Below are 11,298 nucleotides of genomic sequence, written 5' to 3'. Positions count from 1 at the left end.
TCGTTGTCGACGCTCAGCGCAGCCCGCTGCGCTTTCGCGCCTCCGCCTCGCCGGATCGGGCGCGGCGCCGCCGGATGCGCTTCGCCCGAATTGAGAGGCACACCCTCGTGGTCACCCCCGTGATGCGCCGGCTTCCCGGGCCGGTCGCAACCGCCGTACTCGTGCTCGTCCTCGCCGCGTGCGGCGCACCGGACCTCACCGCGCCGAAGGAGAAGGACCTGCCCGTCGACACGCCGGAGATGGTCGCGCTCAAGCAGGCGGCAGGGCTCGAGGACTGCCCGGCGGCCCAGGTCGCGAGCGGCGCGGGCGCGCTGCCGAAGCTGACCCTGCCGTGCCTGGGCGGCGGCTCGGACGTGGACCTCTCCACCCTGAGCGGCCCGCTCGTCATCAACGTGTGGTCGAGTCAGTGCGAGCCCTGTCGCAAGGAGATGCCCGCGCTCGGCGAGTTCCATCGTCGCTACGGCGACCAGGTGCCGCTGCTCGGGATCGACATCGCGGACACCACTCCCGTCATCGCCCTGAAGCAGGCGAAGCGGCGCAAGGCGACGTACCCCCAGCTGTTCGACCTCGACGCCGCGATCCAGGAGACCAAGGCGCTCCACATCTCCGGTCAGCCGACCTTCTTCTTCCTCCACGCCGACGGCACGGTGACCAGGCAGGCGGGTGGCCTGGAGTCACTTGCCGAGGTGGTCGCGATGGTGAACGAGCAGCTCGACCTGGACCTCGCGTGACGGACTCCAAGCCCGCGTGGCTCCAGGAGGTCGTCGACGGCGCGGCCTCGATCACCGCCGACCGGATCACCGCCTTCACCGCCCCTCCGGGCTCGAACGCGCGCCGCTCGGCCGTGCTCGTGCTCTTCGGCGAGGGCGCGTCCGGCCCCGACCTCGTGCTCACCGAGCGCTCGCACACGATGCGCTCCCACCCCGGCCAGGTCTCCTTCCCCGGGGGCTCGCTCGACCCGGGCGAGACCGTCGACCAGGCGGCGCTGCGCGAGGCCGAGGAGGAGGCCGGCATCGCGCCGTACGACGTCGAGATCATCGGCCACCTGCCGGAGCTGTGGCTGCCGCCGAGCAACTTCGCGGTCACGCCGGTCATCGGCTGGTGGGAGCGGGCCGGCGAGCTGGTGCCGACCTCGGTCGAGGAGGTGCACGCGATCTACCGCGTGCCGATCGCCGAGCTGCGCGACCCCGCCCACCGCATCACCGTCATCTCGCCCTCGCGCGGGTGGCGCACGCCCGGATTCCTCATCGGGCCGGCCAAGGACGTGATCCTGTGGGGCTTCACCGGGGGTGTCGTCGAGCGTTTCCTCATCCATCTCGGTTGGATCGACGCCATGCCCGGCGCCCCCGAGATCGAGCTGCCCGACTACATGCTGTCCGGCCGTGAGCGTGCCGGCGGCCGCGACGTCCCCGAGGTCAGCCCCGACCTGGGCCGTGACAGGGACCATGAGGTGGGCCGGTGAACTGGCTCGACTGGTGCCTGGTCGTCCTGCTGCTGGCCTACGCGCTGTCGGGCTACTGGCAGGGCTTCATCACGGGCGCGTTCGCCACCGCGGGCCTGCTCCTCGGCGGCGCCATCGGCGTCTGGGCGGCGCCCAAGCTGCTCGGCGACGCCAACCCCTCGGTCTGGGTCTCCCTCGGCGCCCTCTTCGCCGTCATCCTCGCGGCCTCGCTGGGGCAGGGCATCCTGCAGTACGTCGGCGCGCGGGTGCGCGACTCGATCCGATGGCGCCCGGCGCGGGCCCTCGATGCCTGTGGCGGGGCGATCCTCTCCGCCGCCGCCGTCCTGGTCGTCGCCTGGGCGCTCGGCGTCGCGATCTCGGGCGCCAACATCGGCCCGATCACCTCGGCAGTCCGGGGCTCGGCGGTCCTCAGCCGGGTCGACGGCGTCATGCCGATCACCGCGAGCAAGGCGCTCGACCGGTTCAACAACGTGGTCGGGGCGTCGTTCTTCCCGCGCTACCTGGAGCCGTTCGCGCCGGAGCGCATCGTCAAGGTGGGGCCTGGTCCAGAGCGGCTCAAGACCGACCCCGACGTCGTACGCGCCGAGGCGTCGGTGCTGAAGGTGCGCGGCGCGAACTCGTGCGGGCGCGGGGTCGAGGGCAGCGGCTTCCTCATCGCCCCGGGCTACCTCATGACCAACGCCCACGTGGTCGCCGGCGTGACCAAGCCCGAGGTGCTCGTCGGGAAGTCCGAGCGGGAGGGCACGGTCGTGCTGTACGACCCTGGTGTCGACATCGCGGTGATCGCCTTCGACAGCGACGACCTCACCCCGCTGACGTTCCGGAAGGACGCCAAGGCGGGTGACGGCGTCGCGATCCTCGGCTATCCCGAGGACGGCCCCTTCGACATCGAGGCCGGTCGTGTCCGCGCCCAGCAGCGGCTCCGCTCGCCGGACATCTACGGCTCGGGCACCGTCATCCGCGACGTCTACTCGCTGCGCGGGCTGATCCGGCCGGGCAACTCCGGCGGTCCGATCCTCGACAGCGCCGGCCAGGTCCTCGGCGTCGTCTTCGCCGCCTCGGTGACCGACGCCGACACCGGCTACGCGCTCACCGCGAGCCAGGTCGACTCCCTCGCCGAGCGCGGCGTCACCCTCACCCAGCGCGTCTCGACCGGCGCCTGCGCCTGAGTGCCTGACCCTGCCGCCTGACCCGCCTACCCGCCGGATGGGGCCTTTGAATCCACCGAGTGGGGCCTAAGATCCGCCGAGTGGGGTCTCCCCTGCCCGCGAGTGGGGCCATGGGTTCGCCCGACTATGCGCAAAGCCCCACTCGGCCGGCTCCAAAGCCCCACTCGGCGGGTTCTCAGGCCCTATTCGGCGGGTCTTAGGCCCCACTCGGGGGAGGGAGGCGGCGGGTGCCGCCGTCGGCGGTGGCCTCGATGGCGCAGGCGAGCGTCAGGAGGGCGGTGTCGTCGTACGCGCGGCCGGCGATGGTGAGGCCGACGGGCATGCCGATGTCGGCCATGATCCCCATCGGGACGGTGACGGTGGGGATTCCCAGATGCCGGGGGACGAGGTTGCCGTTGGCCACCCAGACGCCGTTGCGCCAGCCGAGGTCCGCGGAGTCGGCCGACACGTCCATGTCGGCGGGGCCGACGTCGGCGACGGCGGGGAAGACGACCGCGTCGAGGCCGAGCAGGCCCATCCACTCCTCGAGGTCGACGCGCCGGGTCTCCTCCAGCCCGGCCAGCCCCGCGGCCAGCTCCGGGATCTCGGCGAACGAGGCGTAGGGATGGTCGGCGACCTGCCGTGGATAGTCCGCGATGTCGTCCTCGAAGCCGGTGTAGCGGTCGGGCAGGGCGCCCGGAGGCGGAGGGAAGATCGAGGCGCCGTCGACGCCGACCAGGGTCGAGAGCGCCGGATCGCCGTTCGCGGCGAGGAAGTCGTCCCAGGCCCACGCGGACAGGTCGACGATCTCGCGGCGCAGGAACGCAGGGCTGACGAGGCCCCGCGTCGCGAGAGTCGGGGCCCCGGCGCGGTCGCCCTCGTAGTTGGTGACCGCCGGGAAGTCGACCTCGACCACCCGGGCGCCGGCCGTCTCGAGATCGGCCCGCAGCGCCTCCCAGAGCGCCAGCACGGACGGCCGGGTCTCGATCCGCTCGCCGGTCGGGCCGCCGATGCCCGTCGCGCCGACGCCGGCCTCCGGGTCGGCGTTGACGTACATCCGCGGCACCCCGAGCACGACGCCCTCGAGCGAGGCGCCGGAGGCCAGGGCGGGGTAGGAGGCCGGCCGCACCGAGCTCGCGGCCGGAAGGGGGACCCACGGCTGTGCCCGCCACAGATCCCCGCGCACGACCGGATCGTCGGCGACGATCACGTCCAGCACCTCGAGCAGGTCGGTCATCGAGCGGGTGTGCGGCACGACGACGTCCATCGTCGGCACCAGCGGCCAGTTGCCGCGCACCGAGATCACCCCGCGCGACGGCGTGTAGGCGCACAGCGCGTTGTTGGTCGCCGGCCCCCGGCCCGACGACCACGTCTCCTCGCCGAGGCCGAAGGCGCACAGCGAGGCCGCCGTCGCCGTGCCGGAGCCGTTGGAGGAGCCCGAGCCGAAGGGCGCCGTCAGGAACAGGCGGTTGTACGGCGACTCCGCCCTGCCGTACAGGCCGCGCTGCATCCCGCCGTTGGCCATCGGCGGCATGGTGGTCTTGCCCAGGCAGATCGCCCCGCCCGCACGGAGTCGCGCGACGGCGAACGCGTCCCACTGCGCGACCAGCCCGGCGAAGGCCGGAGAGCCGGCGGCGGCGGTGAGGCCGCGGACGAGGTAGGAGTCCTTCGCCGTGTAGGGGATCCCGTCGAGCGGCCCGAGCAGCGTCCCGGAGTCCCGGCGGGCGTCGGAGGACCGGGCCTCGTCGAGCGCGTCTGGATTGGCGACGACGACGGCGTTCAGTCCGTCGGGACCGTCGAGCTCCGCGATCCGGGCGAGATAGGCCGCCACCAGGCCGACCGCCGTGACCTCACCGGACTCGAGGGCGCCGCGCAGCGCCGGGATGGAGGCCTCGGCGACGTCGTACCCCTTCATGGGCAGCGCGTCAGGCCTTGCCCTTGAGCGCCTTCGGGATCTCGCGGCCCTGCGCGATCGCCTTCTCCGGCGCGCGCACCTTCTTGACCTTGCTGATCCCGACGAGCACGAGCACGAAGGCGAGCAGCACGTAGAACCCGAAGACGATGAGGAAGGACCACTGCAGCGCGAGACCGTCGCCGTTCCAGTGGATCAGGAACGCGATCGCGATGGAGAGCATGATCACGGCCAGCACGAGCAGGAACCCGGCGGCGGCGAACAGCCCGGCGCCGATGCCGCCGTTGGTGAGGCTCACCTTGAGCTCGGTCTTGGCGAGCTCGATCTCCTTGGAGATCAGGGTGGAGATGTCACGGCTGGCGTCGGCGACGAGGCGGCCGATCGTCGGCTCTTCGGGCCCAATCTGCTCGGTCTGCTCGGTCATGGGGTCGACCCTACTAGGCTGCCCGCCTGACACACCTCCGCTTCTGCTCGGGAGTTCGATCATGGGGATCGCCGCTCGTCCTGTCCTGTTGGCACTGGTCCTGACCGGCCTGATCGTGCTGCCGTCGTACGCCGACGACGACTCCGGCGGTGAGGCAGCGGCTCCCACGCGCCTGGTCCTGCTGCTGGACTCCTCCGGCTCGATGAAGGAGAAGGCGGCCGGCGGGACCAAGATCGCCGCGGCCCGCTCGGCCCTGACCAAGGTGGTCGCGGCGCTGCCCGAGGACGCGCCGGTCGGCCTGCGGGTCTTCGGCTCGAAGGTCTTCGAGCGCACCGATCCCGGGGCGTGCGACGACACCGAGCTCGTCGTCCCGGTGGCGACCGACAACCGGGACGCCCTTCAGGCGGCGGTGCCGGCGTACAAGCCGTGGGGCGAGACCCCGATCCCGGCCGCGCTCGAGGCCGCCGCGACCGACCTGGGGGCCGAGGGCAGCCGGGCGATCATGCTCGTCTCCGACGGCGAGTCGACGTGTGGCGACCCGTGCCCGGTGGCGCGCCAGCTGGCCGGCGCGGGCATCGATCTCACCATCAACGTCGTCGGGCTCGCCGTCTCGGGCAAGGCCCGCGAGCAGCTGCAGTGCATCGCCGACGCCGGCAACGGGCAGTACTACGACGCCGACTCCGCCGCCGACATCGAGGCGACCCTGGAGCACGTGGCGACGCGCTCGATGCGCCCCTTCCAGTACGTCGGCACGCCGATCGTCGGCGGCAGCGAGAGCGACCTGACGCCGATCGAGGCCGGTGAGTGGACCGACACGCTCGCCGGGCAGGGCGCGACGAAGAGCTACTCCTATGAGCTGAAGGACGCGGCCAGCTCGGTGCGGTTCGTGTTCTACGAGCAGGACGAGGGCCGGTCCAGCGCGGCGATGTACGTCAAGGCGTTCAAGCCGGACGGCGAGTCGTGCTGGCGTCAGTCGCCGATGTCGCAGCGCACCTTCGACGTGCGCGACGTGATGGCGGCGCAGGTGCGGATCGGAGCGATCGCGAAGGACTGCGGCGACGTCGGGACCTATCGCTTCGAGGTCTCGCGGGACAAGGCCGCCACCACCGAGGTGCCGATCGGGCTGCGGGTGATCGAGGAGCCGGCCATGACCTCACCCGGCTGGGTCTGGACCGCCGACGAGGCCACGGCCGCGCCGGTGCCGGCCGCCGGCTCTCCGACTCCGCTCACCGGCGCGCAGACGTTCGTCGACGCGCCGCTGCTCACGCCGGGCAGCTACTCCGGGACGATCGTGTCGGGTGAGTCCGACCTCGTGAAGGTGCACCTGGACTACGGCCAGTCGCTGCGGGTGGGGGTCGACCTGCCGGCCATCACCCCGGCGATGAAGGCGGCCCTCGAGGACGTCTCGATCTGGGAGAGCCAGGTCAGCCTCGTCCTCTACGACCCGACCTGGGCGCAGCTGCCGCATGCGAAGGGCGCCGTCTACGGCGAGTTCGCGGGGATCGACTCCGGCGGCGCTCCGGAGGCGACGCGGCTGTTCGAGGCCACCACCGCGGTCAGCTCCGCGGCCGACGGGAGCTTCACCTTCTACGGCGGGACCACGGCTCGTTCCGGGGACTACTACGTCGGTCTGTCGAAGCGGACGGGGGAGAACTCCGTCGAGTTCCCGTTCACCCTCACGCTGGCCGTCGACGGCACCGCCCAGGAGGCGCCGACCTTCGCCGAGGACACGTCCGCTGCGAGCGAGGAGCCGAGCACGTCCGAGGAGTCTGCGAAGTCCGAGCGCGACGATCGCGACGACGGCGGGGGCGTGCCGCTGCCGCTGATCGGGGGCTTGGCCGCACTCGTCGTGGTCGCCGGGGGCCTTGTCGCGTGGCTGCTCAGCCGACGCCGGAAGGACGTCGGCTGAGTCCTCATCGGTTCGGCGATCGCGGCGCGGGGAGCTCGTTCTCCGGCTTCATGGCGCGAGTCTCTCACCGCTGGAACGCGTCGGGGATGCCGTCGTCGTCGGCGTCGATCGACTCCAGCTCGGCGAGCCGTCGGTAGGTGCGGTTCCGCAGGCGGAGCACGCCGGCGGCGAGGACGCCGGCGGCCAGGGAGCCGACGAGGACGCCGACCTTGACGTGCTCGTCGCGGACCGACCCCGATCCGTACGCGAGCTCGCCGATCAGCAGCGAGACGGTGAAGCCGATCCCGCCGAGCATCGCCATGCCGACGACGTCGACCCAGTGGAGCTCCTCGTCGAGCTCGGCCCTGGTGAAGGTGGAGAGCAGCCAGGTCGCGCCGGTGATGCCGACGGTCTTGCCGACCACGAGGCCGGCGACGATCCCGAGCGCGACGGGGTCGGTGAGCGCGTCTCCGAGGCCGTCGATCCCGCCGACGGTGACGCCGGCGGCGAAGAAGGCGAAGACCGGTACGGCGATGCCCGCGCTGATCGGCCGGAGCAGGTGCTCCAGGTGCTCGGCCAGTCCGGGGGCCTCGGACGAGGCAACTGCTGGTGAAAGCCTGTTCGGTTTGCCTTCCGGCAGGCTTTCACCAGCAGTTGCCTGTGGGTGGACGGGGACGGTGAAGGCCAGGAGGACCCCGGCGACGGTGGCGTGGATGCCGCTGGCGTGGACCAGGCCCCAGGTCAGCAGGGCCAGCGGGATGAGCAGCCACGGGCTGCGGATGCGGCGCTGGACCAGCAGGGCGAACGCTGCCAGAGGGACGAGCGCGGCCGCGAGCCACCCGACGTGCAGCTCGTCGGTGTAGACGAAGGCGATCACGACGATCGCGAGCAGGTCGTCGACCACCGCGAGGGTGAGCAGGAACGTCCGCAGCCCGCTCGGCAGATGCGTCGAGATCACCGCGAGGACCGCCACCGCGAACGCGATGTCGGTCGCCGTCGGGATCGCCCAGCCACGCAGCGCGCCGTCACCGGTGCCGAGGTTGACCGCCGTGAACACCAGCGCCGGAGCGATCATGCCGCCGACCGCGGCCGTCACCGGCAGCATCGCCCGCCGGGGATCGCGCAGGTCGCCCGCGACGAACTCCCGCTTCAGCTCCAGCCCCGCCACGAAGAAGAAGATCGCCAGCAGGCCGTCGGCCGCCCACGCCCCGAGCGTGAGGTCCAGATGGAGGCCGCTCGGCCCGATCCGGAGGTCGCGCAGGTCGGCGTACGCGCCGTGCCATCCGGTGTTGGCCCAGACCAACGCGATCACGGCTCCGGCGATCAGCAGCAGGCCGCCGGTCGTCTCCGCGCGCAGGATCTCCGCCGTGCGGGAGGTCTCGAGCCACGAACCGCGGCGGAACAGTCGGTCGGCCATGGTGTCTCCCGGGGGTCGAGGGGTCGTGAGGACAACGCCGACCAGACTTCCCGGCACACCACGAGGAACCCTATCGGCATAGGGTCTCGCCATGGGCAATGTGATGCCGCCGGAGTGGGCGCCGCAGGACCGGATCTGGATGGCCTTCCCGGCGCCGGGCTACTCGCTCGGGGAGAGCGAGGAGGAGGCTGCCGAGGCGCGTACGGCGTGGGCCGCCGTGGCAGGAGCGTGCGTCGAGTTCGAGCCGGTGACCGTGGTGGTGGACCCCTCGGAGGTGGCGTCGGCGCGGGCGCTGCTCGACCCGCGGATCGAGCTGGTCGAGGCGCCGCTCAACGACGCCTGGATGCGCGACATGGGGCCGACCTTCGTGCACACCGAGTCCGGCGACGTCGCCGGCGTCGACTGGGTCTTCAACGGCTGGGGCGCCGCGTCGTGGGCCCGGTGGGATCTCGACGAGAGGATCGGGGTCTTCGTGGCGGAGGCCGCCGGCGTACCCGTCGTGGACTCGCCGATGATCAACGAGGGCGGTGGCATCCACGTCGACGGCGAGGGGACGGTGCTGGTCACCGAGACCGTCCAGCTCGGCGAGGGCCGCAACGAGACCTGGACGAAGGCCGAGGTGGAGGCCGAGCTGGGGCGCACCATCGGCGCCACCGACGTGGTCTGGCTGCCGCGCGGGCTGACGCGGGACTACGAGACCTACGGCACCCGCGGCCACGTCGACATCGTCGCCACCTTCACCGCGCCCGGTCAGGTGCTGCTGCACTGGCAGGACGACCCGGAGCATCCCGACTACGAGGTGTCGCGCGAGCTGGAGGCGATCCTCGCCGAGCGCTTCGAGGTGACCCGGCTGCCGGCGCCGGCGACCCTCCGGGACGGCGCCGACCAGGAGGGGGGCTGGGTGGACTGGTCCTACGTCAACCACCTCGTGGTCAACGGCGGCGTGATCGCGTGCTCCTTCGACGACGCCCACGACGCGGCCGCCGTCGCGATCCTGGAGAGGGCCTACCCCGGCCGCCGCGTCGTCACCGTCGACGCCCGCCCGATCTTCGACCGCGGCGGCGGGATTCACTGCATCACCCAGCAGCAGCCCTCTCCGGCGCCGGTCTGACGGCGCGTCTCCGGCGTCGCTCGGAGGTCGGCGACCGCTTCGCTCCAAGGTCGCCTTTCCTCCGGCTCCTTGGATCCGCGCGCGTCAACCGGCGCCGGTCTGACGGCGCGTCTCCGGCGTCGCTCGGAGGTCGGCGTCCGCTTCGCTCCAAGGTCGCCTTCCCTCCCGCTCCTTGAATCCGCGCGCGTCAACCGGCGCCGGCAGGTGCGGGGCAGGGTTCACGGCATCCAGACGGACGCGTCGTGGGCGAAGTAGACCCGCTTCGGGTCGAACGCGAGCAGGCGCGGCATCCACGGGCTGCTCGGTGGCAGCGGCGGGGCGTGACCGAGGCCTCGCGCCTGGGCGGCCAGGACGTCGGCCGACCATGTCGAGGCGTCGTCGTGCGCCTGGCCGGCGAGGACCACCGTCCCGTCGTCGCACCGGAGCACCACCGACTGGTGCCCGTCGACGTGGCCCGGCGTCGGGACGATGTGGACGCCGGCCGCGATCTCCGTCTCGCCGTCGAGCAGCTCGTAGCGGGCGCCGGGGAAGTCGACGAGTCCCGGAACGGTGTAGCCGGGCCGGTGTGCCGCCTCGAGCTCCTGTCGCTGACAGTGGATCGGGCGCCCGGTGAAGGCGGGGTTGCCGCCGATGTGGTCGAAGTGGAGGTGGCAGTTCACCACGAGGTCGACGTCGTCCGTCGTCATCCCGACGGTGGCGAGGCCCGCGTGCAGGTCTGCCCGCCGGGGCCGGTACCACGACTCGGTCTCCTCATCGGCCTCGCCCAGCCCGGTGTCGAGGAGCAGGACGCCGGCGGGGGTGCGGGCGACGTAGCCGAGGACGGTCTCGACCCGGGGCGCGCCGACGCCCGTCTCCGCCGCAGGCCGCACGAACGTCCCCAACGGGATGCGGGCCACCTGCTCGATGCGCACACGACGACAGTAGTGGCGGCCTCCAGGGTGGGCATGACCCAGAGGACGCCGCTCGCGAGGGCGCCGCGCTGATCGACGATCGGTCGGTGCGCCCTAGGATCGGAGTCATCGCGTGTCCTAACACCAGAGCAGCCGGCTCGGGCGGGGACTGACCCCTGAGGAGCACGCCATGAGTGATCAGTCAGCCGACCTCGCCTTCGTCGACAAGTCGTCGGCGGGAGCCGACGAGCGGCAGTTCCACATCCGGGTCGCGCCGGGCGAGGTGTCGACCGTCGCGCTGCTGCCCGGCGACCCGGGGCGGGTGCCGCTGGTGGGGGAGTTCCTCACCGACGTGGTCGAGGTCGCCCACCACCGTGAGCACCGGACCATCGTCGGCACCTACCGCGACCGGCGGATCACGGTCACCTCGACCGGGATGGGCTGCCCGTCGACCGCCATCGCGGTGGAGGAGCTCGCCCGCGTCGGCGTCACGTCGTTCATCCGGGTCGGCTCCTCGGCGGGCCTGCAGCCCCAGGTGGCGCCCGGTGACCTCCTCGTCAGCGAGGGGTCGCTGCGCAACGACGGCACGACGGCGGCGTACGTCCATCCGGGCTTCCCCGCCGTGCCCGACCTCGAGCTGACCGTCGCCCTGAAGCGGCACGGCGAGCGCATCGCCGCGCGCGCCGGGGTGGCCTGCCACAGCGGCATCAACGCCACCGACGACGCCTTCTACGCCGAGACGCCGGAGTGGATCGAGCTGCTCAACCGCCAGGGCATCCTCAACGTCGAGATGGAGTCCTCTGCCCTGTACGTCGTCGCGCGGCTGCGCCACCTGCGCGCGGGCATGGTCTGCAGCGCCTCGTCCAACCTCGTCGCGGGACAGAGCCTCTACGGCGACACCCACGACCGCCTCGCGCAGGGCTGGCGGCTCAGCATCGAGGCCGCCCTGGAGGCCGCCGTCGAGCTCGCGCTCTGAACGCCGACCGCGGGCTCTCAGCGTCACCCGGTGACGCTGAGAGCCCGCGGGTAGGACTCCGAAGTCCACG

The 11,298-nt window shown here is 72.3% G+C and carries 10 protein-coding genes; 6 read left to right on the top strand and 4 right to left on the bottom strand.

Features of this window, described 5'->3' with window-relative positions:
* The 3 genes from QM572_RS10420 to QM572_RS10410 form a co-directional block, all read left to right on the top strand.
* On the top strand, positions 1 to 731 hold a 731-nt coding region (locus tag QM572_RS10420), incomplete at its 5' end, for a TlpA family protein disulfide reductase (protein WP_415092777.1).
* On the top strand, positions 728 to 1,462 hold the full coding sequence (locus tag QM572_RS10415) for an NUDIX hydrolase (protein WP_415092775.1): 735 nt from the start codon (positions 728 to 730) through the stop codon (positions 1,460 to 1,462). The genes QM572_RS10420 and QM572_RS10415, both read left to right, overlap by 4 nt.
* On the top strand, positions 1,459 to 2,631 hold the full coding sequence (locus QM572_RS10410; protein ID WP_415092773.1) for a MarP family serine protease: 1,173 nt from the start codon (positions 1,459 to 1,461) through the stop codon (positions 2,629 to 2,631). The genes QM572_RS10415 and QM572_RS10410 overlap by 4 nt, the downstream gene beginning before the upstream one ends.
* A 196-nt stretch (positions 2,632 to 2,827) precedes the next feature.
* Here QM572_RS10410 and QM572_RS10405 read toward each other — a convergent pair whose 3' ends face one another.
* Together QM572_RS10405 and QM572_RS10400 are read right to left on the bottom strand one after the other, a co-directional pair.
* On the bottom strand, positions 2,828 to 4,525 hold the full coding sequence (locus QM572_RS10405) for an amidase (RefSeq protein WP_415092771.1): 1,698 nt from the start codon (positions 4,523 to 4,525) through the stop codon (positions 2,828 to 2,830).
* Between the two features lie 10 nt (positions 4,526 to 4,535).
* Entirely contained in the window at positions 4,536 to 4,946 is a 411-nt protein-coding gene (locus tag QM572_RS10400; protein WP_415092769.1) for a phage holin family protein, read from the bottom strand.
* 61 nt (positions 4,947 to 5,007) lie between these two features.
* Between QM572_RS10400 and QM572_RS10395 the strand changes: the two genes are divergently transcribed.
* Positions 5,008 to 6,855 (top strand): vWA domain-containing protein, encoded by a 1,848-nt coding sequence (locus QM572_RS10395; RefSeq protein ID WP_415092767.1) that lies wholly within the window; start codon positions 5,008 to 5,010, stop codon positions 6,853 to 6,855.
* A 64-nt stretch (positions 6,856 to 6,919) separates the two neighbouring features.
* Here QM572_RS10395 and nhaA read toward each other — a convergent pair whose 3' ends face one another.
* Positions 6,920 to 8,251, bottom strand: coding sequence for a Na+/H+ antiporter NhaA (gene nhaA / locus QM572_RS10390; RefSeq protein ID WP_415092765.1), 1,332 nt, complete (start codon positions 8,249 to 8,251; stop codon positions 6,920 to 6,922).
* A 91-nt stretch (positions 8,252 to 8,342) separates the two neighbouring features.
* Here nhaA and QM572_RS10385 point away from each other — a divergent pair, with 91 nt between their 5' ends.
* Positions 8,343 to 9,362 carry an agmatine deiminase family protein gene (locus tag QM572_RS10385; protein WP_415092763.1) on the top strand — a complete coding sequence of 340 codons (1,020 nt, stop codon included), beginning with the start codon at positions 8,343 to 8,345 and terminating at the stop codon, positions 9,360 to 9,362.
* A gap of 218 nt (positions 9,363 to 9,580) precedes the next feature.
* Here the strand turns inward: QM572_RS10385 and QM572_RS10380 are convergent, their stop codons facing one another.
* The gene (locus QM572_RS10380; protein WP_415092761.1) at positions 9,581 to 10,273 is read right to left on the bottom strand and encodes an MBL fold metallo-hydrolase; all 693 of its coding nucleotides are present in this window, start codon (positions 10,271 to 10,273) and stop codon (positions 9,581 to 9,583) included.
* A 169-nt stretch (positions 10,274 to 10,442) separates the two neighbouring features.
* Here QM572_RS10380 and QM572_RS10375 point away from each other — a divergent pair, with 169 nt between their 5' ends.
* Positions 10,443 to 11,228 (top strand): nucleoside phosphorylase, encoded by a 786-nt coding sequence (locus QM572_RS10375; protein ID WP_415092759.1) that lies wholly within the window; start codon positions 10,443 to 10,445, stop codon positions 11,226 to 11,228.
* The last annotated feature ends 70 nt before the right edge of the window (positions 11,229 to 11,298 follow it).

Origin of the sequence: Nocardioides sp. (assembly GCF_047607365.1) — a bacterium.
Lineage (GTDB): Bacteria > Actinomycetota > Actinomycetes > Propionibacteriales > Nocardioidaceae > Nocardioides.
This window is presented reverse-complemented; position numbering and strand designations above follow the sequence as displayed.

Excerpts from the sequence above, each read along its gene's own strand:
- QM572_RS10405 (WP_415092771.1), bottom strand. The coding sequence starts at position 4,525 with ATGAAGGGGTACGACGTCGCCGAGGCCTCCATCCCGGCGCTGCGCGGC.
- QM572_RS10400 (WP_415092769.1), bottom strand. The coding sequence starts at position 4,946 with ATGACCGAGCAGACCGAGCAGATTGGGCCCGAAGAGCCGACGATCGGC.
- QM572_RS10395 (WP_415092767.1), top strand. The coding sequence starts at position 5,008 with ATGGGGATCGCCGCTCGTCCTGTCCTGTTGGCACTGGTCCTGACCGGC.
- nhaA (WP_415092765.1), bottom strand. The coding sequence starts at position 8,251 with ATGGCCGACCGACTGTTCCGCCGCGGTTCGTGGCTCGAGACCTCCCGC.
- QM572_RS10385 (WP_415092763.1), top strand. The coding sequence starts at position 8,343 with ATGGGCAATGTGATGCCGCCGGAGTGGGCGCCGCAGGACCGGATCTGG.
- QM572_RS10375 (WP_415092759.1), top strand. The coding sequence starts at position 10,443 with ATGAGTGATCAGTCAGCCGACCTCGCCTTCGTCGACAAGTCGTCGGCG.